The sequence below is a fragment of the Yinghuangia soli genome (assembly GCF_021502675.1).
GTDB classification, from domain to species: domain Bacteria; phylum Actinomycetota; class Actinomycetes; order Streptomycetales; family Streptomycetaceae; genus Yinghuangia; species Yinghuangia soli.
This window is the reverse complement of record NZ_JAKFHA010000023.1, coordinates 25,857-48,002: the sequence shown is the minus strand read 5'-3', so window position 1 is coordinate 48,002 and position 22,146 is coordinate 25,857. Positions and strand designations below refer to the sequence as shown.

General features: G+C 69.9%; 24 protein-coding genes. 5 read left to right on the top strand and 19 right to left on the bottom strand.

What is annotated here, in order from left to right:
• Positions 1-13 precede the first annotated feature (13 nt).
• A complete protein-coding gene (locus tag LZ495_RS29690) occupies positions 14-2,056 on the bottom strand; it encodes an ethylmalonyl-CoA mutase (RefSeq protein ID WP_308268661.1) in 2,043 nt (680 codons plus the stop codon).
• 411 nt (positions 2,057-2,467) lie between these two features.
• Between LZ495_RS29690 and LZ495_RS29685 the strand changes: the two genes are divergently transcribed.
• From LZ495_RS29685 to LZ495_RS29675, 3 genes are all read left to right on the top strand, one after another.
• Positions 2,468-3,130 carry a hypothetical protein gene (locus LZ495_RS29685; RefSeq protein WP_235056028.1) on the top strand — a complete coding sequence of 221 codons (663 nt, stop codon included), beginning with the start codon at positions 2,468-2,470 and terminating at the stop codon, positions 3,128-3,130.
• Positions 3,131-3,243: 113 nt separating this feature from the next.
• Positions 3,244-3,834: a SigE family RNA polymerase sigma factor gene (locus tag LZ495_RS29680; protein WP_268823504.1), complete on the top strand. Its 591-nt coding sequence runs from the start codon at positions 3,244-3,246 to the stop codon at positions 3,832-3,834.
• Positions 3,831-4,871: a hypothetical protein gene (locus LZ495_RS29675; RefSeq protein WP_235056026.1), complete on the top strand. Its 1,041-nt coding sequence runs from the start codon at positions 3,831-3,833 to the stop codon at positions 4,869-4,871. The genes LZ495_RS29680 and LZ495_RS29675 overlap by 4 nt, the downstream gene beginning before the upstream one ends.
• Before the next feature lie 97 nt (positions 4,872-4,968).
• Here LZ495_RS29675 and LZ495_RS29670 read toward each other — a convergent pair whose 3' ends face one another.
• Together LZ495_RS29670 and LZ495_RS29665 are read right to left on the bottom strand one after the other, a co-directional pair.
• Entirely contained in the window at positions 4,969-5,274 is a 306-nt protein-coding gene (locus LZ495_RS29670) for an STAS domain-containing protein (protein ID WP_235056025.1), read from the bottom strand.
• Between the two features lie 268 nt (positions 5,275-5,542).
• Complete coding sequence (locus LZ495_RS29665) at positions 5,543-6,394, bottom strand: 3-hydroxyacyl-CoA dehydrogenase family protein (protein WP_235056024.1); 852 nt, start codon at positions 6,392-6,394, stop codon at positions 5,543-5,545.
• Between the two features lie 124 nt (positions 6,395-6,518).
• Between LZ495_RS29665 and LZ495_RS29660 the strand changes: the two genes are divergently transcribed.
• Positions 6,519-6,842, top strand: coding sequence for a hypothetical protein (locus tag LZ495_RS29660; protein ID WP_235056023.1), 324 nt, complete (start codon positions 6,519-6,521; stop codon positions 6,840-6,842).
• 98 nt (positions 6,843-6,940) lie between these two features.
• Here LZ495_RS29660 and murA read toward each other — a convergent pair whose 3' ends face one another.
• Positions 6,941-8,215: a UDP-N-acetylglucosamine 1-carboxyvinyltransferase gene (gene murA, locus LZ495_RS29655; protein WP_235056022.1), complete on the bottom strand. Its 1,275-nt coding sequence runs from the start codon at positions 8,213-8,215 to the stop codon at positions 6,941-6,943.
• 79 nt (positions 8,216-8,294) lie between these two features.
• Between murA and LZ495_RS29650 the strand changes: the two genes are divergently transcribed.
• On the top strand, positions 8,295-8,867 hold the full coding sequence (locus LZ495_RS29650) for a cob(I)yrinic acid a,c-diamide adenosyltransferase (protein WP_235056021.1): 573 nt from the start codon (positions 8,295-8,297) through the stop codon (positions 8,865-8,867).
• Between the two features lies 1 nt (position 8,868).
• Here LZ495_RS29650 and LZ495_RS29645 read toward each other — a convergent pair whose 3' ends face one another.
• From LZ495_RS29645 to LZ495_RS29575, 15 genes are all read right to left on the bottom strand, one after another.
• On the bottom strand, positions 8,869-9,468 hold the full coding sequence (locus tag LZ495_RS29645) for a DUF2550 domain-containing protein (protein WP_235056020.1): 600 nt from the start codon (positions 9,466-9,468) through the stop codon (positions 8,869-8,871).
• Positions 9,469-9,528: 60 nt separating this feature from the next.
• On the bottom strand, positions 9,529-9,903 hold the full coding sequence (locus LZ495_RS29640) for a F0F1 ATP synthase subunit epsilon (protein WP_235056019.1): 375 nt from the start codon (positions 9,901-9,903) through the stop codon (positions 9,529-9,531).
• 238 nt (positions 9,904-10,141) lie between these two features.
• Positions 10,142-11,590 carry a F0F1 ATP synthase subunit beta gene (gene atpD, locus LZ495_RS29635; RefSeq protein ID WP_235056018.1) on the bottom strand — a complete coding sequence of 483 codons (1,449 nt, stop codon included), beginning with the start codon at positions 11,588-11,590 and terminating at the stop codon, positions 10,142-10,144.
• 2 nt (positions 11,591-11,592) lie between these two features.
• Complete coding sequence (locus LZ495_RS29630; RefSeq protein ID WP_235056017.1) at positions 11,593-12,501, bottom strand: F0F1 ATP synthase subunit gamma; 909 nt, start codon at positions 12,499-12,501, stop codon at positions 11,593-11,595.
• A 19-nt stretch (positions 12,502-12,520) separates the two neighbouring features.
• Complete coding sequence (gene atpA, locus LZ495_RS29625) at positions 12,521-14,164, bottom strand: F0F1 ATP synthase subunit alpha (RefSeq protein WP_235056016.1); 1,644 nt, start codon at positions 14,162-14,164, stop codon at positions 12,521-12,523.
• Between the two features lie 115 nt (positions 14,165-14,279).
• A complete protein-coding gene (locus tag LZ495_RS29620) occupies positions 14,280-15,095 on the bottom strand; it encodes a F0F1 ATP synthase subunit delta (RefSeq protein ID WP_235056015.1) in 816 nt (271 codons plus the stop codon).
• The gene (locus tag LZ495_RS29615; protein ID WP_308268660.1) at positions 15,095-15,649 is read right to left on the bottom strand and encodes a F0F1 ATP synthase subunit B; all 555 of its coding nucleotides are present in this window, start codon (positions 15,647-15,649) and stop codon (positions 15,095-15,097) included. Before LZ495_RS29615 ends, LZ495_RS29620 begins: the two co-directional genes overlap by 1 nt.
• A 29-nt stretch (positions 15,650-15,678) precedes the next feature.
• Positions 15,679-15,903, bottom strand: coding sequence for an ATP synthase F0 subunit C (gene atpE / locus LZ495_RS29610; RefSeq protein WP_235056014.1), 225 nt, complete (start codon positions 15,901-15,903; stop codon positions 15,679-15,681).
• Positions 15,904-15,979: 76 nt separating this feature from the next.
• The gene (gene atpB, locus LZ495_RS29605) at positions 15,980-16,789 is read right to left on the bottom strand and encodes a F0F1 ATP synthase subunit A (protein WP_235056013.1); all 810 of its coding nucleotides are present in this window, start codon (positions 16,787-16,789) and stop codon (positions 15,980-15,982) included.
• Between the two features lie 87 nt (positions 16,790-16,876).
• A complete protein-coding gene (locus LZ495_RS29600; protein ID WP_235056012.1) occupies positions 16,877-17,122 on the bottom strand; it encodes an AtpZ/AtpI family protein in 246 nt (81 codons plus the stop codon).
• A 100-nt stretch (positions 17,123-17,222) separates the two neighbouring features.
• The gene (locus LZ495_RS29595; RefSeq protein WP_235056011.1) at positions 17,223-17,627 is read right to left on the bottom strand and encodes a Cg1360 family ATP-synthase-associated protein; all 405 of its coding nucleotides are present in this window, start codon (positions 17,625-17,627) and stop codon (positions 17,223-17,225) included.
• A 203-nt stretch (positions 17,628-17,830) separates the two neighbouring features.
• Positions 17,831-19,138: an MraY family glycosyltransferase gene (locus tag LZ495_RS29590; RefSeq protein ID WP_235056010.1), complete on the bottom strand. Its 1,308-nt coding sequence runs from the start codon at positions 19,136-19,138 to the stop codon at positions 17,831-17,833.
• Between the two features lie 268 nt (positions 19,139-19,406).
• The gene (glyA, locus tag LZ495_RS29585) at positions 19,407-20,681 is read right to left on the bottom strand and encodes a serine hydroxymethyltransferase (protein ID WP_235056009.1); all 1,275 of its coding nucleotides are present in this window, start codon (positions 20,679-20,681) and stop codon (positions 19,407-19,409) included.
• 140 nt (positions 20,682-20,821) lie between these two features.
• On the bottom strand, positions 20,822-21,451 hold the full coding sequence (locus LZ495_RS29580; RefSeq protein ID WP_235056008.1) for an arsenate reductase/protein-tyrosine-phosphatase family protein: 630 nt from the start codon (positions 21,449-21,451) through the stop codon (positions 20,822-20,824).
• Positions 21,448-22,095 carry an L-threonylcarbamoyladenylate synthase gene (locus LZ495_RS29575; RefSeq protein WP_235056007.1) on the bottom strand — a complete coding sequence of 216 codons (648 nt, stop codon included), beginning with the start codon at positions 22,093-22,095 and terminating at the stop codon, positions 21,448-21,450. The genes LZ495_RS29580 and LZ495_RS29575 overlap by 4 nt, the downstream gene beginning before the upstream one ends.
• Positions 22,096-22,146: the final 51 nt, after the last annotated feature.

Genomic DNA, 22,146 nt, shown 5'->3' with positions numbered 1-22,146 from the left:
GTTCGTCGGCCCTTCAGGCCAGCTCGTTGGCCTTGCGGATTTCCGCCACGATGCGGCCCATGATCTCGGTGATGCCGAAGTCCTTCGGGGTGAACACCGCGGCGACGCCCTGGGCAAGCAGGGCCTGTTCGTCGGCGGCCGGGATGATGCCGCCGACCACGACCGGGACGTCGTCCAGGCCGGCTTCGCGCATCCGCGCCAGCACGTCCGGGATGAGCTCCAGGTGCGAGCCGGACAGGATCGACAGGCCGACGCAGTGCACGTCCTCCTCGACCGCGGCGGCCACGATCTGCGCGGGGGTCAGGCGGATGCCCTGGTAGACCACCTCGAAGCCGACGTCGCGGGCCCGCACGGCGATCTGCTCGGCGCCGTTGGAGTGCCCGTCCAGGCCCGGCTTGCCGACCAGCAGCCGCAGCCGGCCGCCGAGTTCCTCACCCGTGGCGCGCACCGACTCGCGGACCGCGGTCAGCTCGGCGCCGCCCTCCTGCACGCCGACCACGCCGGAGACGCCAGTCGGGGCGCGGTACTCGCCGAACTCGTCGCGCAGCGCGTGCGCCCACTCCCCGGTGGTCACCCCGGCCCGCACGCAGTCCAAAGTGGCGGGCATCAGGTTGACCGCGGCATTGGTGCCGGTGGCCTTCCAGGCCCGGGCGTCGACCCGGAGCCGGTCCAGGGCCGCGTCGGCGGCCGCCTGGTCGCGGTCCGCGCGCCAGGCCTGCACCGCAGCGGCGGCCGCGGTCTCGACCGCGGCGTCCGGCACGAAGATCGCCGCATCCAGGTCCGCGGTGAGCGGGTTCGGCTCGGTGGTCTCGAACTTGTTGACGCCGACGACGATCTCGTCGCCGCCCTCGATGCGCGCCCGGCGGGCCGCGTGCGAGGCGACCAGCTGCGACTTCATGTAGCCGGACTCGATCGCGGCGACCGCGCCGCCCATCGCCTGGACCCGGTCGATCTCCTCCTTGGCGCCCGCGATCAGGTCGGCGACCTTGCGCTCGACCACCACGGAGCCGGTGAAGATGTCGTCGTACTCGAGCAGGTCCGACTCGTACGCCAGGACCTGCTGGATCCGCAGCGACCACTGCTGGTCCCACGGGCGCGGCAGGCCCAGCGCCTCGTTCCAGGCGGGCAGTTGCACCGCGCGGGCCCGGGCGTCCTTGGACAGCGTGACGGCGAGCATCTCCAGCACGATGCGCTGCACGTTGTTCTCGGGCTGCGCCTCGGTCAGGCCGAGCGAGTTGACCTGCACGCCGTAGCGGAAGCGGCGGGCCTTCGCGTCGGTGACGCCGTAGCGCTCCCGGGTGAGTTCGTCCCACAGCTCGACGAAGGCGCGCATCTTGCACATCTCCTCGACGAACCGCACGCCGGCGTTCACGAAGAAGGAGATGCGCTGCACGACCTCGCCCATGCGCTCGGCCGGCACCTGGCCGCTGTCGCGCACCGCGTCCAGCACGGCGATCGCGGTGCACATCGCGTACGCGATCTCCTGCACCGGCGTGGCCCCGGCCTCCTGCAGGTGGTAGCTGCAGATGTTGATCGGGTTCCACTTGGGGATGTTCGAGACGGTGTACGCGACCGTGTCGGTGATGAGCTTCAGGGAGGGCCCGGGCGGGAAGACGTACGTCCCGCGCGACAGGTACTCCTTGATGATGTCGTTCTGCGTGGTCCCGTTGAGCTTGGCGATGTCCGCGCCCTGCTCCTCGGCGGCGACCTGGTAGAGCGCCAGCATCCACAGCGCGACCGCGTTGATGGTCATCGACGTGTTCATCCCCTCCAGGGGGATGCCGTCGAAGAGCTGCCGCATGTCGCCGATGTGCGAGATCGGCACGCCGACCTTGCCGACCTCGCCGCGGGCGAGCTCGTGGTCCGGGTCGTAGCCGGTCTGCGTGGGCAGGTCGAACGCGACCGAGAGGCCGGTCTGGCCCTTGGCCAGGTTCCGGCGGTACAGCGCGTTGGACTCCTTGGCCGAGGAGTGGCCCGCGTACGTACGCATGACCCAGGGGCGGTCGCGCGTCGGCCGGTCGGGAGAGGGCTGAGCTGAGGGCGTCTGGCTCGCCACGGGGGACCTCCGGGAGGGTTCCGGGCCCCGTACGGACGACGGCTACCGGCCCCATGCTGCCCGGGGTCCGGCGCACGCCGCACCGAGACGCGGCCCTGCTTACCTCGGAGTGTACTGACGGGTAATCGGCCTCGGCAGGGTGTGCCCCGCCACATCTTGGGCGCCGGATCTGACACTGTGTCGGATCCGCGGGCCGCCGACGAACCCGTTCAAGGGATGACAGAAGCAGACAGAGATATCTCGCCTGCGGAAAGAAGCGATCGAATTCACGCGAATGCGCTGCACGGTCGGAGCCCGCCATCATCCCCGCCGACGCCCGCCCCGGCCGGCACGACCCCGGCCGCCCCGCCCGCGACCGCACCCTCGGGATCGGGCACACCGTCGTCGGCCCCGGACGACGACTACCGCCCCGTGATCCTGCGCTCGCTCTACCAGCAAGTACTGCTCCGCTACGCGCTGCCGGGCTCCGAGCCCACTCCACTCGCCGGACTGCCTCCCATGTCGACCGACATGCTCCTCGAACCCGACGAGCTGATCCGGCGCTTCAACTTCGCCTCGGACAAGGCGTTCGACACCGCCTGGGGCACCGCATCCGCACCGGGCACCATCTCCTGCGGGATGACCGGGATCAACGGCGTCCTCATCGGCACACCGTCCGCAGCAGGCACCGAGGTCCTGTTCTTCCGCGGCGACCGGATGCTGGCCCAGCGTGCCGTGGTCAAGCAGGACGACAAGCTCTCCATGGTCACCGACGGCACCTGCTCCGCCGCGCCCGTCCCGGCGCAGGTGCCCGCGGTTCCCCTCACCTCCCTGTACGGCGGCATGGCCGGGCTGTTCGGGCGGGACGGCGCGGAACCGGCCGAGGCCACCGCAGCAGCACTCACCTCGCGTCACGCCGTGCCGTCCATCAAGCCCCAGGACCTGGCCTGCGGCCGGATGCCCAGCTACTGGATGGCCGACTCCGCGACCACGTCCGGTCCGGTGACGTCGTGGTCCCTCCTGGTGTTCCATTTCACCAAGATCACCGTGGAAGCCCAGGACGGCAAGCTCTCCCGCATCGACTGCAAAGACTGACGAATGCCACGCGAATGTGACTTGGGTCACACTCGCAGGCGGCGTGCAGCAGGCCACTCCCCCGGCCGGTCATATCGGCGACAGGCACGTCGCGGCGAACCAGGACGGGGGCCATGCGTCTACGCGGAATACTCAGGAAGCCGCCACGACCGGATAATGCGGCGGAGGCCGCGCCGGTCGACTTCGCGGACTTCGTACGCGCCCGCTCGGGCGCACTCGTGCGTACCGCCACGCTGCTGGTCGGCGACCTGCACACCGCCGAGGACCTGGTGCAGCACGCCCTGGAGAAGGCCTGCCGCAACTGGGCCCGGATCGGCATCGCGGACTCGCCGGAAGCGTACGTGCGGCGCATCGTGGCCAATCTCGCCAACGACCGCTGGCGGCAGCTGAACCAGGCGCCGTCCGTCCCGCTCGCGGACGACCGCACCCGGCCGGAGCCCGGTTACGGACGCATCGAGCACCGCGACGAGCTCATGCGTGCGCTGCTCCGGCTGCCGATGGGGATGCGGACCGTCCTGGTCCTGCGCTACTTCGACGAGCAGAGCGATGCGGAGATCGCCGACGCGCTCGACATCACGGCCGGAGCAGTGCGCTCCCAGGCCGCACGGGGACTCGCGAAGCTGCGCGCGCACATGCACGACGCGGCGCGCTCGGACGGGCCGGGCGCGGACGTCATCCACCTGCCGTTCGGAGAGGCCGTATGAACACCGACCGGACCACCCCGTCGGCCCGCGACGGCTTCGAAGCGGAACTGGCGGGCAGCATGCGCGACTTCGCCGACCGGCGGACGCCGCGCGCCTTCGACCCCGAGGCCATCCGGGCGACCGTGCGCGGACGGCGCAACCGCCGGTACACCGCCGTCGCGGCCGCAGCCGCTGTCGCGGTACTTGCCGGTGGCACCGTCGTGGCGCTGGCACCGGGCGATGCGGGCGAAAAGGCGGGCGTGACCGTCCAGCCGACCGCATCGGCGTCCGACTCCCCGGCTCCGCAGGCATCCGCACCGACTGCTGAGCCGACCGGCCCGCGGACCGGCACCGGTACGCCGAACGGCACTCGCACCGGTGCTCAGACCGGCCAGAACGCCGGGAACCCCGACAGCAGCGGCCATGGGCAGTTCCTCGCAACCCTGCGCCGGCTCTACACGACCGCGGAAACCGACGCGTCGGGACGGACGACCTACCAGCCCGCGCCCGCCCAGTCGCTCTTCGCGCCCGGCAAGGAGGCGACCGAGCTGCCCCGGGCGCACTGCGGGACCGCAGGCGTCAACGGTGCCCTGATCCCGCAGATCGGCGTACTGGACTCCTCCGGCGACGGGCGGTTCATCGCGATCGTGCGGCTCTACAAGGGCCGGGCGCTCCAGGACAAGGAAGCGCGCGTGACCGTCGACGCGGCCGGACTGATCACCTCGATCACATGCACCCCGCGACCGGTCAACCCGAAGGTGGTAGCGGAAGGCCTGGCCTTCACCATGGCCTACGGCGGCATCGTGTCCGCGTCGCGGCCCGCGACGCAGGCCGAGATCACCCGCATCATCACCGAGGCGGGCCCCGAGGCCCCCGCCACTTTGGCCGGGCTGACCTGCCAGAGCACGCAGCCGAAGCGCTGGGTGCTGGACAGCCCGGCGTCCGGAACGACGGTCAACGGGTGGACGGTGACGTTCGACGGCGGGGCGGCGCCGTTCACGGTCGGCGAGGACGCGACGCGCACGCCCTCCTCGCTGAAGCCGGACTGCCGGCCGTAGTCGGACTGCCGGCCGCGTCGGGCGGCCGGCAACTGCCCGCCGAGCCGCTGCTGCGCGCTCGGCGGGCAGCGGGGCGCAGGACGGGCAGCAGCGCGGGTCACGCCGCGACTGCGCCCTGCAGGACCAGGATCCGGTGCAGCCGGGTGATGACCAGGATCCGGTGCACCGCCGGGGTGGCTCCGCGCAGCACGAACCGGCGTTCGCGGCGGCCCGCGCGGCGGTGTATGGCCACCAGCAGGCCGAGGCCGGTGGCGTCCAAGGTGTCCACGCGCGAGACGTCGAGCACGAAGTCGCCGGTGCCGCGGTCGACCGCGGTGTGCACCCGGGCCCGCACGTCGGCGGCGGAGTGCACGTCCAGCGTTCCGCTCAGGTGCAGTTCACGGTCGTCGCCCCAGACATGCATGTGTCGCCTCCTCCGGTCGGGGACAGATCCGGTCCTGGTGCGCGTTTGCGTCCTCATCAGACCACCGGAGTAGGCGATTACTCCGATTCCTTGAGGAATTTCACCCCTTTCAGCGACAAAGGCCGGACCGGGATCATTCCCGGTCCGGCCTATTTCCGCCTGTCGTGCATATCTCATGCGTTCCACGCCATTTCCGCGCGAATTGTCCTTGTCGGACGGCGGTTACGCATGTCGGGCGCGCATCCGGGGGCATCCGCCCCCGCACGGCCTACTTGTAGTCGTAGAAGCCCTTGCCGCTCTTGCGGCCCAGGTCGCCCGCGGTGACCATGCGGTTGAGCAGCTCCGGCGGCGCGAACTTCTCGTCCTTGGTCTCTTCGTAAATGTTGCTCGTGGCGTTGCGCATGATGTCGACGCCGGTCAGGTCGATGGTCGCCAGCGGGCCCATCGCGTGGCCGAAGCCGAGCTTGCAGGCGACGTCGATGTCCTCGGCGGTCGCGACGCCCGCCTCGTACAGGCGCACGGCCTCGGTGGTGAGTGCGGTGATCAGGCGCGTGGTCACGAAGCCCGCGACGTCGCGGTTGACCACGATGCAGGTCTTGCCGACGCCCTCGGCGAACGCGCGGGCCACCGCCAGCGTCTCGTCGGAGGTCTTGTAGCCGCGGACCAGTTCGCACAGCTGCATGAGCGGGACCGGCGAGAAGAAGTGCGTGCCGACCACGAACTCGGGACGGTTCGTGACCGCGGCGATCTGGGTGATCGGCAGCGCCGAGGTGTTGCTCGCCAGGACCGCGCCGTCCTTGGCGACGGCGTCCAACTGGCGGAACACCTCCTGCTTGATCTCGATCTTCTCGAAGACCGCCTCGACGATCAGGTCGGCGTCGGCCACCGCGTCCAGGTCGGTGGTCACCGTCAGGCGCGCGAGCGCGGCCTCGGCGTCCTCCGCGGACATCTTGCCCTTGGCCACGAACTTCTCGTACGACGCGCGGATGCCGCCCTGGGCGCGCTCCAGCGCGGCGTCGGTCACGTCGCGCAGGGTGACCTCGTACCCGGCCTGGGCGGACACCTGGGCGATGCCGGCTCCCATGAGCCCGGCACCGATGACGGCGATCTTCTTCGTCACGTCGAAAACCTCTCTCGTACATGCGGTCGTGCGGCGGTCCTTGGCCGAGGGTAACGGCCACTCGATCGGGCGCCGCCGCTGGTCCCTTGTACACCCCGTGCGGCAGTCTTGGAGGGGAGGTCAAATGGACCGTTCGTACCTGCTCACGCCGTTGGTCGGGTTCGCCGTGGTCGGCGTGCTGGCGCTCTTGCTGCGCTGGGCGTTCGGACGCGGTACGTCATTGGTGCCCCGGTCGCCGCAGCAAGGCGCGCCGGAGGACTACGGCCTGCTGATCGCGGTCGCCGCGCCGGCCGACGCGGTGCACGGCCGGCGGCTGTGCCGCTCGCTGGCCGCGGACGGGATCCGCAGCACCCTGGTGGAGACCACCGACGGACTGCGGGTCATGGTGTGGCCGCCCGACGAAGAGGCCGCGCGGCTCGCCCTCACCCGCTATCCCGACGCCGCCTGAGGTCCCCTGCGAGCCCCGGAACGCCGACGGCCCGCCTGCTCCCCCAGGGAGAGCTGACGGGCCGTCAGAAATGCCTTCGCGGGCCTCGTACGCCGCACTCAGAAGCGCGGCTCGGGCTCCGGCTCGCGCTCGATCGACCCGCCCAGCACCTGCAGCTGGTTCACCAGGTCGTCGTACCCCCGGTCGATGTGGTGCACCCCGCTCACCAGCGTCTCGCCGTCCGCGACCAGTCCCGCCAGCACCAGCCCGGCCCCCGCCCGCACGTCGGTGGCCAGCACCGGGGCACCGGAGAGCCGGTCCACCCCGCGCACGATCGCGTGGTGCCCGTCGGTCCGGATCGACGCCCCCAGGCGCAGCAGCTCCTGCAGGAAGACGAAGCGCGCCTCGAAGATGTTCTCGGTGATCATCGCGTGCCCGTCCGAGACCGCGTTGAGCACCGCGAACTGCGGCTGCATGTCGGTCGCGAAGCCGGGGTACGGCAGCGTCACCACGTCCACCGCGCCCGGGCGGCGGTCCATGACCACCCGGAAGCCGTCCTCGACCGTGGTCACCGCGGCCCCCGACACGGTCAGCTTGTCGAGGGCGATCTCCAGGTGCTCGGGCCGCGCGTTGCGGACCGTCACGTCCCCGTGCGTCACCGCCGCGGCCACCGCGAACGTGCCCGCCACGATGCGGTCCGGGACGGTCCGGTGCCGCACCGGGCTCAGCCCGTCGACACCGTGGATCTCGATGGTCGAGGTGCCGGCCCCCTCGATCTTGGCGCCCATGCCGCTGAGCATCGTGCAGATGTCGACGATCTCCGGCTCGCGCGCCGCGTTGTCGATCACCGTGGTGCCCTTGGCGAGCACCGCCGCCATGAGGATGTTCTCGGTCGCCCCCACGCTCGGGAAGTCCAGCCACACCGGCGTGCCGACCAGCCCCTTGGGCGCCTTCGCGATCAGGTAGCCGTGCTCGTTCTCGACCGTCGCACCGAGCTTGACCAGCCCGTCTATGTGCATGTCGAGACCGCGCGAGCCGATCGCGTCGCCGCCCGGGAACGCCACCTGCACCTCGCCGCAGCGGGCCAGCAGCGGGCCCAGCACGCAGATCGAGGCCCGCATGCTGCGCACCAGGTCGTAATCCGTCACGTGGCCGGGCGACGCGGGGACGTCGATGCTCAGCGTGCCGGTGGTCTCCCCCTCCACCACGCAGCCCAGCCGACGCAGCAGTTCGCTCATGATCTGCACGTCGAGGATCTTCGGCACCTCTTCGAGGACCGTCACCCCCTCCGCCAGGAGGGCTGCCGCCATGAGCTTCAGCGCGCTGTTCTTCGCGCCCGTGATACGCACCTCGCCGGCGAGCCGTGCCCCGCCGGTCACCCGGAACCTGTCCATCACGGCATCGTATGGGCTCCGCACGGCCGTTCCGAACACGTGTCGCAGCGTGGTGACACACCCGCGTAGGTTTGGAGACATGGTCAACCTGACACGCATCTACACACGCACCGGCGACGACGGCACCACCGCGCTGGGCGACATGAGCCGCACCTCGAAGAACGACCCCCGGCTGACCGCTTACGCGGACGTCGACGAGGCCAACTCGGTCATCGGGGTCGCGCTGGCCATGGGCGGCCTGGAGGAGGACGTGGCCGTTCTGCTGACGCGTATTCAGAACGACCTGTTCGACGTGGGCGCGGACCTGTGCACCCCGGTCGTCGAGGACCCGAAGTACCCGCCGCTGCGCGTCGAGGAGTCGTACGTCGACGCCCTTGAGGCGGCCTGCGACAAGTACAACGAGGACCTGCCCAAGCTGCGCAGCTTCATCCTCAACGGCGGCACCCCGGGCGCCGCGCTCCTGCACCAGGCCCGCACGGTCGCCCGCCGCGCCGAGCGCAGCACCTGGGCGGCGCTGGAGGTGCATGGCGACAGCATGAACGCCCTCACCGCGAAGTACCTGAACCGGCTCTCGGACCTGCTGTTCATCCTGGCCCGGCACGCCAACCGCGAACACGGCGACGTCCTGTGGGTCCCCGGCGCCAACCGCTAAATCACGCGACGTTTACGCGCTGACCGGGAGGGGCGGCCTCCAGCCAGGCCAGGAACCCGGTCAGTGCGTCCTCGCTCATCGCCAGTTCCAGGAACTGGCCTTCGTAACTGCACACCAGCACCACGGAACCGGCCAGCAGCGCGAGCTCCTCCTGGCCCACCGGCAGCCGGCGCTGCACCACGACGATGTCGTGGCGCTCCAGCGTGCGGCGCGGGCGGGGGGCGTAGCTGAAGACCCGGAACCACTCGATGCGGTCCCCGCTGTAGCGGGCGATGCCGAAGACCCAGCCCTTGCCGTGGTCGCCGGACTCCGCGGCGGGCGGGGCGGGGTCCTCGTCGCCGGCCGCGGCCTCGCCGGCGGCCGGCGGGTCCGCCGGGGCGTCGGCGCTCCGGGGCCCGGCGCCGCCCGGGGCCGCCAAAGGGTCCGCCCCCTCGGCCGAGTCGGCCGGGGAGGCGGGAGGTACATCGGGCAGGCGGCGCAGCGAGCAGTCGAACGTGCCGCCCGGCCGCTGGATCAGCCGCCGCCGCAGCGCGAATACGCCGATCGCCGCGGCAGCAACCACGACGACGGCCAAGACCACCGCCACAAGAACGAGGACCATCTCGTCAGACCTCCTCGTACCCTTGCGTCCCGGTCCCGGCCGACGCCTGTGCGCCCGGCGTCAGTGGCCGACGCCGGCCGCGCGCAGGCGGGTGTCCGCACGGCGCTCCGCGGCAGCGTCCTTCTCGGCGCCGGCCCGCTCGAGCGCACGCTCGGCCCGGGCGACGTCGATCTCGTCGGCCAGCTCGACGATCTCCGCGAGCAGCGACAGCTCGTTGTTCGCGAAGGAGATGAAGCCGCCGTGCACGGCGGCGACGATGGTGGTGCCGTCCGCCTGGCGGATGGTGACCGGACCGGACTCGAGCACCCCGAGGACCGGGGTGTGCCCGGGCTGGATACCGGTGTCGCCATCGGTGGTCCGGGCGACCACGATGGTGGCCTCGCCGGACCACACCTTGCGGTCGGCCGCGACCAGCTCGACGTGCAGCTCAGCCAACGTGGCTCCTCAGGTCGTACGGGCGGGCGCGCTGGGCCCGGCCGTGTCCCGCGCGGCCGGATCACCGGCGCGGGATGCTGTCAGAATATCGGTCCCGCGGACCCCGGTTCCAACCGGGACCGCGAGGCCCGGCCGCGCCGGAGCGCCTGCCGGGTTCCGCAGACCGCAAAGCGGCAGGTGGCGGGCGAGGGACGGCCCGTAGCGGACCGCCCCTCGCTCGTCACCCTTGCGTTCGCGTTCAGCCCTTGGCGAGCTCGGCGATCTTCTTCTCGAGGTCGTCGAGACCACCGAGCATGAAGAAGGCCTGCTCCGGGGCGTGGTCGTACTTGCCGTCCGCGATCGCGTTGAACGCCTCGATCGTCTCCGACAGCGGCACGTCCGATCCGTCAAGACCGGTGAACTGCTTGGCGACGTGGGTGTTCTGCGACAGGAACCGCTGGATACGACGCGCGCGGTGCACGACGAGCTTGTCCTCTTCGGAGAGCTCGTCGATACCGAGGATCGCGATGATGTCCTGCAGGTCCTTGTACTTCTGCAGGATCCCCTTGACGCGGGTCGCGCAGTCGTAGTGCTCCTGCGAGATGTACCGCGGGTCGAGGATCCGGGACGAGGAGTCCAGCGGGTCCACGGCCGGGTAGATGCCCAGCTCGGAGATCGGACGCGAGAGCACCGTCGTGGCGTCGAGGTGCGCGAACGTCGTCGCCGGCGCGGGGTCGGTCAGGTCGTCCGCGGGGACGTAGATCGCCTGCATCGAGGTGATCGAGTGACCGCGGGTCGAGGTGATGCGCTCCTGGAGCACACCCATCTCGTCCGCCAGCGTCGGCTGGTAACCCACCGCGGAGGGCATGCGGCCGAGCAGCGTGGAGACCTCGGAACCGGCCTGGGTGAAGCGGAAGATGTTGTCGATGAACAGAAGCACGTCCTGCTTCTGGACGTCGCGGAAGTACTCCGCCATCGTCAGACCCGACAGGGCGACGCGCAGGCGGGTGCCCGGCGGCTCGTCCATCTGGCCGAAGACCAGAGCGGTCTTGTCCAGAACGTCGGATTCCTTCATCTCCTCGATGAGGTCGTTGCCCTCACGAGTGCGCTCGCCGACGCCCGCGAACACCGACACACCGTCGTGGTTGCGCGCGACACGGACGATCATCTCCTGGATGAGGACCGTCTTGCCGACGCCCGCACCACCGAAGAGGCCGATCTTGCCGCCCTTGACGTACGGGGTCAGCAGGTCGATGACCTTGACGCCGGTCTCGAACATCTCGGTCTTCGAGTCGAGCTGGTCGAAGGCCGGGGCCTTGCGGTGGATCGGCCAGCGCTCGGTGACCTTGAACTCCGACTTCGGCACGTTCAGCGGCTCGCCCAGGGCGTTGAACACGACGCCCTTGGTGCCCTCGCCGACCGGCACCGAGATGGCCTCGCCGGTGTCGGTGACGACCGAACCGCGGGTCAGGCCGTCGGTCGGCTGCATCGAGATCGCGCGGACCATGCCGTCGGCGAGGTGCTGGGCGACCTCGAGGGTGAGGGTCTTCTTGCCCTCGCCCTCACCCTGGTCGCTCAGGTCCACGGTGACGTGCAGCGCGTTGAACATTTCCGGCATCGCGTCGACGGGGAACTCCACGTCGACGACCGGGCCGATGACCCGGGCGACGCGGCCCGTGGCCGGGGCCGTCGTTGCAGTGGCAGTCATTCTCATTCACTCCCCGCGGTCGCGTCGGCCAGGGCGTCCGCGCCGCCGACGATCTCGCTGATTTCGTTGGTGATCTCGGCCTGGCGCGCGTTGTTCGCAAGTCGAGTCAGAGTACGGATGAGGTCTTCGGCGTTCTCGGTGGCCGACTTCATCGCCTTGCGGCGGGCCGCGTGCTCGGAGGCAGCGGACTGCAGCAGGGCGTTGTAGATGCGGCTCTCGACGTACCGCGGGAGCAGTGCGTCGAGCACCCCGGCAGCCGAAGGCTCGAACTCGTAGAGCGGGAAGGCGCCGCCGGTCGGCTCCTCGTCCGTGTCCTCGACCACGAGCGGGAGGACCCGCTTCGCGACCGCGTTCTGCGTGAGCATGGACTCGAACTCGGTGCTGACGATGTGGATCTCGTCCACACCGCCGTCCGCGGTCGGCAGGACGAACGCGTCGATCAGCGCGCCGGCCACCTTCTTCGCGTCGGAGTACTGCGGGTTGTCGGAGAAACCGTTCCACTCGCCCGCGAGCTCGCGGCCGCGGAACCGGTTGTATCCGATGCCCTTGTTTCCGATGACGAAGCGCTCAACTTCCTTGCCCTCGGCGCGGAGCAGCTCGACGAGCTGCTCCGCCGCCTTGATGGCCGAGGAGTTGTAGGCACCCGCGAAACCGCGGTCGGAGGTGACCAGCAGCACCGCGGCGCGGGTCGCGCCCGGGTTCGCCTCGGTCAGCGGGTGCTTCGCGTTGGAGAAGGTGGCGACCGCGGAGACGGCGCGGGTCAGCTCGTCGGCGTACGGCTTGGCCGCCGCGACGCGCTGCTGCGCCTTGACGATCCGCGACGCCGCGATCAGCTCCTGGGCGCGCGTGATCTTCTTGGTCGCCGACACGGAACGGATCCGACGCCGGTAGACCCGAAGTTGGGCTCCCATGGGTCAGGTCTCTCCGTTCTCAGTTGCCGGACTTGACGTGGCGCTTGATGGTCTCCTGGCCGACCTCGTCCTTGCCCAGCGCGTCGACGGCCACCTCGGTGACCAGCGGCGAGCCGTCGGCCTTGGCGAACATCTGCTTGAACGCCGCGAGCGAGTCGCCCATGGACTCGATGGTCGAGTCCTCGAGCTTGCCGGTCTCGGCGATCGTGGTGAGGATCTCCTTGCGCGAGTTGCGCAGGTAGGAGAGGAACTCCGTCTCGAAGCGGCGGATGTCCTCGACCGGGACGTCGTCCAGGCGGCCGGTGGTGCCGGCCCAGATGGAGACGACCTGCTCCTCCATCGGGAACGGCGAGTACTGGCCCTGCTTGAGCAGCTCGACCATGCGCGCGCCGCGCTCGAGGGAGGACTTCGACGCGGCGTCCAGGTCGGAGCCGAAGGCGGCGAACGCCTCGAGCTCGCGGTACTGGGCGAGCGACAGACGCAGCTGGCCGGAGACCGACTTCATCGCCTTCGTCTGCGCCGAACCGCCGACGCGGGAGACCGAGATACCGACGTTGACCGCCGGGCGGACGCCCTGGTTGAACAGGTCCGACTCCAGGAAGCACTGGCCGTCGGTGATGGAGATGACGTTGGTCGGGATGTACGCCGAGACGTCGTTCGCCTTGGTCTCGATGATCGGGAGACCCGTCATCGAGCCGGCGCCGAGCTCGTCGGACAGCTTCGCGCAACGCTCCAGCAGGCGGGAGTGCAGGTAGAAGACGTCACCCGGGTAGGCCTCGCGGCCCGGCGGGCGGCGGAGCAGCAGGGACACGGCGCGGTACGCCTCGGCCTGCTTGGTCAGGTCGTCGAAGACGATGAGGACGTGCTTGCCCTGGTACATCCAGTGCTGGCCGATGGCCGAGCCGGTGTACGGCGACAGGTACTTGAAGCCGGCCGGGTCGGACGCGGGGGCCGCGACGATGGTCGTGTAGTCCATCGCGCCGGCCTCTTCGAGCGAGCGGCGGACGCCCGCGATCGTCGAGCCCTTCTGGCCGACCGCGACGTAGATGCAGCGGACCTGCTTCGTCGGGTCGCCCGACTCCCAGTTCTTCTTCTGGTTGATGATCGTGTCGACGCAGACCGCGGTCTTGCCGGTCTGGCGGTCGCCGATGATCAGCTGGCGCTGACCGCGGCCGATCGGGGTCATCGAGTCGATCGCCTTGATGCCGGTCTGCATCGGCTCGTGGACCGACTTGCGCATCATGACGCCGGGCGCCTGGAGCTCGAGGGCGCGGCGGCCCTCGCTCTCGATGTCGCCCTTGCCGTCGATCGGGTTGCCGAGGGGGTCGACCACGCGGCCGAGGTAGCCGTCGCCGACCGGCACGGACAGAACCTCGCCGGTCCGGCGGACCGTCTGGCCCTCTTCGATCGCGCTGAAGTCACCGAGGATGACGACACCGATCTCGCGGACGTCGAGGTTCAGCGCGAGGCCGAGGGTGCCGTCCTCGAACTTCAGGAGTTCGTTGGCCATGACCGAGGGCAGGCCCTCGACCTTGGCGATGCCGTCCATGCACTCGCTGACCGTGCCGACTTCCTCGCGCGACGCCGTGTCCGGCTCGTACGAGTCGACGAAGCGCTCCAGCGCGTCCCGGATCTCCTCCGGCCGGATCGTGAGCTCCGCCATCTGGTGTCCCTGCTCTCCTAGGTGGTGGGGTTACGGTCCGCCGTCGGTGACGGCGATCTCGGAACCGCGATGCTGCTGTCTGTCGTGTTTCGTTGCTCGCTGACCCCGCGGGAGGTCAACGCACCAGCTTGCGCCCTGCCTCGTCGAGGCGGGTGGCCACGGTGCCGTCGATGACATCGTCACCGATCTGCACGCGGACCCCTCCGATGACCTCGGCGTCGATCTCGACGTTGAGGTGCACCTGGCGGCCGTACATCCGGCCCAGGGCGGCCGCCAGGCGGGTGTTCTGCTCCTCGGTGAGGGGCAGAGCCACCGTGACCAGGGCGACCATGCGGCGCCGGCGCTCGGCGGCGAGCCGGGCGTACGCCTCGAGTCCCGCTTCCAGGCTACGGCTGCGCGGGTGCGCGACCAGGCGGGCCACCAGGCGCTGGGTGACCGGGCGGACCCGGCCGGCCAGCAGACCCGAGACCAGCTCGGCCTTGCGGGTGTCCGTGACGGACGGGTCGGCGAGCGTGGACCGCAGCTCGCGTTCTCCGGCCACGATGCGGCCGAAGCGGAACAGCTCGTCCTCGAGGTCGTCGAGGGCGTTGTCCCGGTCCGCGCCGATCAGTTCGGCTTCGGTCGACAGGGCGTCGACCGCGTCGACCAGGTCGCGCGGGCTCGACCAGCGAGCCCGCACCAGGCCGCCGAGCAGATCCGCGGCTTCGCCGCTGATCTGGCCGTCGAGGAGCTGGGCCAGGAACGCGGCCCGCGACTCCCCGGACCGCGCCGGGTCCGTCAGGACCCGACGCAGGACCACCGTGCGGTCGAGCAACAGCACGACGGAGTGCAGGTCCTCGGCGAGTGCCTGCATGTCGGTGCCCGTGGACTGCGCGAGCGCGTCCAGGCGCTCACGCGCCGCAGCGATCGACTCCCGGCTGGCGCCCTGCATCAGCGCACCTGCTCGGCGGTCTGAGCAGCGGCCTTGGCCTCGAGCTCGTCCAGGAAGCGGTCGACCACGCGGCGCTGGCGCGCCTCGTCCTCGAGCGATTCGCCGACGATGCGGCCGGCCAGCTCGGTCGCGAGCTTGCCGATGTCCTGCCGCAGCACGGCCGAGGCCTGCTTGCGGTCGGCGTCGATCTGGGCGTGGCCGGACGCGACGATCTCGTCCTTGATGCGGGCGCCTTCGGCGCGCATCTCGGCGAGTGCCGCGGCACCCTGCTCACGGGCGTCCTCGGTGAGGCGGCCGGCTTCGCGACGGGCGTCGATCAGCTGGGCGCGGTAGCGCTCGAGCTCGGCCTGGGCTTCCGCCTGGGCCTCCGATGCACGAGCGAGGCCGCCCTCGATGGCGTCCGTACGGTCCGCCAGCGTCTTCTGGATCTTCGGCAGGAGGACCTTGCCGAGGAAGAAGAAGACGATGAGGAACGCCACGCCACCGATGATGATTTCGTCGAGCGGCGGAAGGAGAGGGTTCATCTCCTCTTCGCCGCTGGCGAGGTAAATCACGGTGGGAACCTCCGTTGGGAAGTGAAGCGTCACTTACCGAAGACGAACGGCATGACGACGCCGATGAGGGCGAGCGCCTCGGCGAGCGCGAAGCCGAGCAGCATGTTCTGGCGGATCAGGCCGGTGGCCTCGGGCTGGCGGGCCATGGCCTGGACACCGTTACCGAAGATGATGCCGATGCCGACGCCGGGGCCGATCGCCGCGAGGCCGTAACCGATGGAGCCGAGGCTGCCGGAAACTTCAGCGAGAAGCATGGGGGCTTTTCCTTTTTTCGAGGCCGGTGGACTTTCCACCGGACGACGGTTGAGGAGAGGTGGTCTGGTTTCTCTCTCAGTGCTCGGCTTCGAGCGAGCTGGAGATGTAGGAGGCCGTCAGCAGCGTGATGATGTACGCCTGCAGCCCCTGGATCAGCAGCTCGAAGGCGACCAGCGCCACGACCACGATGAACGAGGTCGCCGAGTACAGGGCGCCGATGGTCGGGCCGAGCAGGTACCAGGTAGCGACGCTGAAGGTCACGATCAGCATGTGGCCGGCGAACATGTTCGCGAACAGACGCACGGCCAGGGTGAACGGCCGGACGATGACGTTCGACAGGAACTCGATCGGCGCCAGAAGGAAGTACAGCCACTTCGGCAGGCCGGGCGGGAACATCATGTTCTTGAAGTAGCCGACGAAGCCCTGGTGCTTGATGCCCAGGTACATGTAGGTCAGCCAGACCATGCCGACGATCGATGCCGGGTAGGCGATCCGCGAGGTCACAGGGAACTGCGCCAGCGGGATGATCGACATCAGGTTCATGATCCACACGAAGAAGAAGATCGAGACCAAGAACGGGACGAACTTGTCGCCCTTCTTGCCGATCGTCTCGCGCGAGATCTGGTCGCGGACGAACAGGTAGCCCAGCTCGCCGACGTTCTGCATGCCGCGGGGCACCATCTTCGGCTTCGCGAACGCGCTCCAGAAGAAGCCGACCACGATGAGCACCGAGATCAGACAGAGCAGCATCGGCTTCGTGAAGTCGAAGCTGCCGATCGAGAAGATCGGCTTGAACTCGTAGATGTTCAGCCCCGGTGACGGGAAGCCGCAGCCGGGGTCAAACAGATGACAGCTGCTGGCGAGCTGGACGTCAGCAGCCACCATCGACTCCTTCGTCGTGAAGCATCTTTGCGGCAACCTCAGTGTGTCGGCGCGGTACGGGACCGCGGGGCGGCACGCAGCAGTTCCTGGTCAGGACCTGCCGTGGCGGAAATACACAAGAACCAGGGCCAGAGCGACTCCGACGATCACACCGATCGGCAGGAAGAGCGCGGAATGTCCCGTCCAGTCGTCGATCAGCCAGCCAAGTCCTCCGTAGACGGCCATGCCGCCCAGGATGTAGCTGATGCTCGACCACGTGGCGTCGGCCAGACTGCGGTCCTTCGGGTCCCCTTCTCGGGAACTTTCCGGGCCGCTGCGGCGTCCACTCTCGCTCATGACGCACCGGACGATAGCAGGAGGCCCGAGCAGTTACTGCACCCGGCCCGTCGATCACTGGTGAGCCGGTGAACGCGGGGCGCGGATGACGTGTCATTCGTCATCGCTTCCCGTCCGGTTCGACGTACGCGATCTTCAGCTGACTGAACACCCGGACCTGCGCAGCGATCCACACGAGGGTCGCGGCGAGGATCGTGAGGGCGAACACCTTGGTGTCGAACCAGGTGGCGTCGGCGAAGGCGAAGAGCAGGATGGCGACCCCGCCGACCTGGAGCAGATACGTCAGCATCGCCATGTTCATGATCATGAACGGGTTGCCGTTGGTGATCTTTCCGATCGCGATCTGGCCCAGTGAGAAGAACGCAAGGACGACGACGGATGCGAACGCAGCGCCGATCAAGCCCTTGGTTCCGGCGATCACCGTGCCCACGATCATCGCGACGATTGCGACGGCGGCCGTGGGAATGGCCGAACCGCGCAGAAGCCGTGCGTCATTGGCCTGCATGTCGGTGTCTCCGGCAAGAGTCGGGGGTGGTGCGAGGGTCTACCAGGACGGCCTGGCCGACTTCCCCGGACTGCGTCGGTTCGGGCGGCGGGTTCAGATGCCTGAAAGCCCGTATCCCTAGGGTCCTTCGGCTCTTATCTCCTGGTTCGTGAACGGTATCACAAACTATTTGAGCAGAGCTTTACCCGATCCTGTGCCCAACCTCACAGCGGTCCGCGGCGGCCCCGCGAGCCGCTCCCGGCCACCGGCCGCGGATCGGATTCCGGTGCCGGCCAAGGCTGTTCGAGCGATTCGGGAGCTATGTCCGAGTCCTTCTCGGCCTCCGTGGAGGCCCGTCGGCGGCCCTGTCCGCGATACCTCGGCGGGACCGCGGCATAGAGCCATTTGGGGACGTTCGGACGGAACCAGGGCAGCAGCAGGACGATCAGGCCGAGCGCGATGAAACCGAGCCCCGCGTACACGATCGGGCGCCGGGCCGGCCGCACCGAGATGAGCACCGTGAACGAGGCGATCAGCCCGGACCAGAAGTACATGATCAGCACCGCGCGGCTGTGCGAGTGGCCGATCTCCAGGAGCCGGTGGTGCAGGTGGCCCTTGTCCGCGGCGAACGGCGAGCGGCCCGCCCAGCCGCGCCGGGTGACGGCCATCACCAGGTCCAGGAGCGGCACGATCAGGACCGCGAACGGCAGGATCAGCGGGATGTAGACCGGCACCAACTTGTGCGTCGCGAATGTCTGCGAACCGCTCAGGTCGGCGATCGTCTCGGGGTCGATGCGGCCGGTCAGCGTGATCGCGGCGGCGGACAGCATCAAGCCGATGAGCATCGACCCGGAGTCGCCCATGAAGATGCGCGCGGGGTGCAGGTTGTGCGGCAGGAAGCCGGCGCACATGCCGATCAGCAGCGCGGTGAACATGGTCGGGGCGGCCGCCTCGGCGATGCCGTAGCCGAACCAGAGCCGGTACGCGTACACGAAGAAGGCCAGCGCGCCGATGCAGACCATGCCGGCCGCGAGCCCGTCGAGGCCGTCCACGAAGTTCACCGCGTTGATGGTGATCACCACCACGGCGATGGTCAGGATCGCGCCCTGCGTCGGGCTGAGGCTGTACGTGCCGTGCCCGGGGATCGGCAGCCACAGGATCACGATGCCCTGCCACACCATGATCCCCGCGGCCAGCGCCTGGCCCAGCAGCTTGATGATGGCGTCGACGCCCCACTTGTCGTCGATCACGCCCAGCAGGCAGATCAGCGCGCACCCGGACATGAGCGCCTGCACGTCCGACGAATCGGTGAAGACCCGTTCCATGCCGGGCAGGTGACGGGAGATCAGCAGGCCCGCGCACAGGCCGCCGAACATCGCCAGACCGCCGAGGCGCGGCGTCGGCTCCTTGTGCACGTCGCGCGCGCGGATCTCGGGCATCGCCCCCGCCGCGATCGCGAACCGTCGGACGGCGCCGGTGAGCAGGTACGTGACTGCTGCCGTGACGAACAGCGTCAGCAGGTACTCGCGCAAGACTCAGCCACCGTCCCCGGACTCTGCATATCGCCGCACCACACGCAGCACACTAGAGGTCATCGTCTTCCCGGCGGGAAACGATCGCACAGTGGACACCTTGCGGGCCACCGGCACCCCGCGTCCCGTACGGCACATGGACCTCTGCGCACTCACCCGTGCTCATCCATGAACCGCCGTGTGCACTGCGTAGTCACGATAGAACCACCGCTCCGGCGCCCGCTCTTCAGGGGACGCATTGCTCCTTTCAGGCGCACGGCCGGCCGAATCACGCGTACGGGTAAGCCGGATGCGTCGCGACCAGCTCGGCGACCGCCGCGGCGACCTCCCGCGCCGCACTTCCGTCGGTGTCCCGGACCGCGCGGCCCACCAGCGTGGCGATCTCCTTCATGTCGCCCTCGGTCATGCCCTGCGTGGTCACCGCAGGGGTGCCCACCCGGATCCCGGACGCGATCATCGGCTTCGCCGGGTCGAACGGGATGGCGTTCTTGTTGAGCGTGATGCCGGCCCGCTCGCACCGGGTCTCCGCATCGCGCCCGCTGACCCCGAGGCCGCGCAGGTCGAGCAGGGCCAGGTGGGTATCGGTGCCGCCGGAGACCGCGCGCATGCCCTCCGCCTCCAGGCCGGTGGCCAGCGCCTGCGCGTTGACCACCACCTGCCGGGCGTACTGCGCGAAGGCGGGCTGCGCGGCCTCGCGCAGCGCCACCGCCTTGGCGGCCACCGCATGCATCAGCGGGCCGCCCTGGCAGAACGGGAAGACCGCCTTGTCGATGCGCTCGGCCAGCTCCTCGCGGCACAGGATCATGCCGCCGCGCGGACCGCGCAGGACCTTGTGCGTGGTGCAGGTGACGACGTCCGCGTACGGCACCGGCGAGGGCACCGCGCCGCCGGCCACCAAGCCGATGAAGTGCGCCGCGTCGACCACCAGATAGGCGCCCACCTCGTCGGCGATTTCTCGAAAGAGAGCGAAATCGACAAGTCGCGGATAGGCGGTGGCCCCGCAGATCACCATCTTCGGGCGGTGGCGCAGCGCCAGGTCTCTGACCTGGTCGTAGTCGATGGTCTCGGTGCTCTCGCGGACTCCGTAGGCGACCGTGGAGAACCACCGTCCGGAGAAGTTCACCCGCGACCCGTGGGTGAGGTGGCCGCCGTGCGGCAGGGACATCGCAAGCACCGTGTCGCCCGGGACCAGCAGGGCCGCGTACGCCGCCAGGTTCGCGGAGGCGCCGGAGTGCGGCTGCAGGTTCGCGTGCTCGGCGCCGAACAGGTCGCGGGCCCGGCGGATGCCGATCTCCTCGGCCTGGTCCACCTGCGCGCAGCCGCCGTAGTAGCGCTTGCCCGGGTAGCCCTCGGCGTACTTGTTGGACAGCGTGCTGCCGAGCACCGCCAGCACCGCGGGCGAGGTGAAGTTCTCGCTGGCGATCAGCTGGAGGCCGCCGCGCTGCCGGGCCAGCTCGCCGAGGACCACGTCGGCGATATCGGGGTCGGTCCGCTGGAGCAGGGAGAAGTCCGGACCCCAGAAGGGGGCGTCGGTCGTGCCCATGGCACAACTCCTTAACCGTGCCGGCCTGTCGGGTCCCCGCTGGGGGGCGGTCCCTGGCCGTGGCCGCGCGACAGGGAAATGGGGGGTGCTGCCCGGGTTTGGGCGGGAGCAACCTCTACTGTAGGTCGGCGAGACCTACATCACATCCCTGTCCGCGCGGTAAGCGCGGTCAACATCGGGTCGATCGCGGTGTTGATCTCCGAGGCGCAGGCCCGGAACACGTTCAGCGGCGAGCCGTACGGGTCGGCCACTTCGTCCCATTCCGGCCCGGGAGCGGCCATCCGGCCGCGCAGCGCGGCGGCCGCGCGCACCAGGAAGCGCCCCCGCTCGACCAGGTCGCCGTCCGGCACCGCGGAATGTTCGAGGACGCCCACCAGACGGGTGAACTCCTTGAGCGTGAAGGTGCGCAGACCCGAGGCATGGCCCATCGAGACCACGTGCGCGCGGTGGTCGAGCGTCGCGGTCAGCACCAGGTCGGCCTCGGCGACGTGCTCGTCCTGCAGCTCGCGGCCCTTGAAGTCGCCCGGGTCGCCGCCGAACTCGCGCACCACCTCGGCCGCGAACGGCTCCATGGAGGCGCCCTCGTGGCCCCACGTGCCGGCGCTCGTCACCTCGATGCGGTCCACCTCGTACGCGGGCAGCCGCCGGGCCAGGCCGAGCCGGGCCAGCCGCTCGGCGATCGGCGAGCGGCAGATGCTGCCCGTGCACACGAACAGGATGCGGAACGGGACCGCACCGCTCGTGCCGGTCCCGGGTGGAGGGGGCGTCAATTGACGCCCTCCAAGTCGGGCACGACTTCGCGCAAGGCGTCCAGGGACAGGGCGCCCTCGCGCAGCAGCCGGGGCCGGCCGGCGGTGAGGTCGATGATCGACGAGGGCGTGGTGGCCGGGCAGCTGCCGCCGTCCAGGTACACGGACACCGACTCGCCGAGCTGGTCGACGGCCTGGTCCACGGTGGTGGCCGGCGGGTTGCCGCTGCGGTTGGCGCTGCTGACCGCCATCGGGCCGGTCTCGTTGAGCAGCTCGATGGCCACCGGGTGCAGCGGCATGCGCACCGCGACGGTGCCGCGCGTCTCGCCCAGGTCCCACTGCAGGGACGGCTGGTGGAACGCCACGATGGTCAGCGCGCCCGGCCAGAAGGCGTCCACGAGCTCCCAGCCGACCTCGGGGAACCCGGTGACCAGGCCGTGCAGCGTGGTCGGCGAGCCGACGAGGACCGGCGTGGGCATGTTGCGGCCGCGGCCCTTGGCCTCCAGGAGCGCCTTGACGGCGTGCGGCGAGAAAGCGTCGCCGCCGATGCCGTAGAGCGTGTCGGTGGGCAGCACGACCAGGTCGCCACGCTTGACGGCGCTGGTCGCCTCGCGCAGCCCGAGGCCGCGGTCCAGCGTGTCGGAGCAGTCGTAGCGTCGGCTCATCGGGGCTGTCCTTCCAGACGGTCTGCGGTCGGTGCCGGTGCGATCCCTGCC

Bases quoted from the DNA above. Each gene is read 5' to 3' on its own strand.
- LZ495_RS29650 (WP_235056021.1), top strand. From the start codon at position 8,295: ATGGTCAACCTGACACGCATCTACACACGCACCGGCGACGACGGCACC.
- glyA (WP_235056009.1), bottom strand. From the start codon at position 20,681: ATGGGCACGACCGACGCCCCCTTCTGGGGTCCGGACTTCTCCCTGCTC.
- atpB (WP_235056013.1), bottom strand. From the start codon at position 16,789: ATGGTGGCTGCTGACGTCCAGCTCGCCAGCAGCTGTCATCTGTTTGAC.
- atpD (WP_235056018.1), bottom strand. From the start codon at position 11,590: ATGACTGCCACTGCAACGACGGCCCCGGCCACGGGCCGCGTCGCCCGG.
- atpE (WP_235056014.1), bottom strand. From the start codon at position 15,903: ATGCTTCTCGCTGAAGTTTCCGGCAGCCTCGGCTCCATCGGTTACGGC.
- LZ495_RS29645 (WP_235056020.1), bottom strand. From the start codon at position 9,468: ATGGTCCTCGTTCTTGTGGCGGTGGTCTTGGCCGTCGTCGTGGTTGCT.
- LZ495_RS29680 (WP_268823504.1), top strand. From the start codon at position 3,244: ATGCGTCTACGCGGAATACTCAGGAAGCCGCCACGACCGGATAATGCG.
- LZ495_RS29675 (WP_235056026.1), top strand. From the start codon at position 3,831: ATGAACACCGACCGGACCACCCCGTCGGCCCGCGACGGCTTCGAAGCG.
- LZ495_RS29595 (WP_235056011.1), bottom strand. From the start codon at position 17,627: ATGCAGGCCAATGACGCACGGCTTCTGCGCGGTTCGGCCATTCCCACG.
- atpA (WP_235056016.1), bottom strand. From the start codon at position 14,164: ATGGCGGAGCTCACGATCCGGCCGGAGGAGATCCGGGACGCGCTGGAG.
- LZ495_RS29620 (WP_235056015.1), bottom strand. From the start codon at position 15,095: ATGCAGGGCGCCAGCCGGGAGTCGATCGCTGCGGCGCGTGAGCGCCTG.
- LZ495_RS29575 (WP_235056007.1), bottom strand. From the start codon at position 22,095: ATGAGCCGACGCTACGACTGCTCCGACACGCTGGACCGCGGCCTCGGG.
- LZ495_RS29600 (WP_235056012.1), bottom strand. From the start codon at position 17,122: ATGAGCGAGAGTGGACGCCGCAGCGGCCCGGAAAGTTCCCGAGAAGGG.
- LZ495_RS29670 (WP_235056025.1), bottom strand. From the start codon at position 5,274: ATGCATGTCTGGGGCGACGACCGTGAACTGCACCTGAGCGGAACGCTG.
- LZ495_RS29630 (WP_235056017.1), bottom strand. From the start codon at position 12,501: ATGGGAGCCCAACTTCGGGTCTACCGGCGTCGGATCCGTTCCGTGTCG.
- LZ495_RS29660 (WP_235056023.1), top strand. From the start codon at position 6,519: ATGGACCGTTCGTACCTGCTCACGCCGTTGGTCGGGTTCGCCGTGGTC.
- murA (WP_235056022.1), bottom strand. From the start codon at position 8,215: ATGGACAGGTTCCGGGTGACCGGCGGGGCACGGCTCGCCGGCGAGGTG.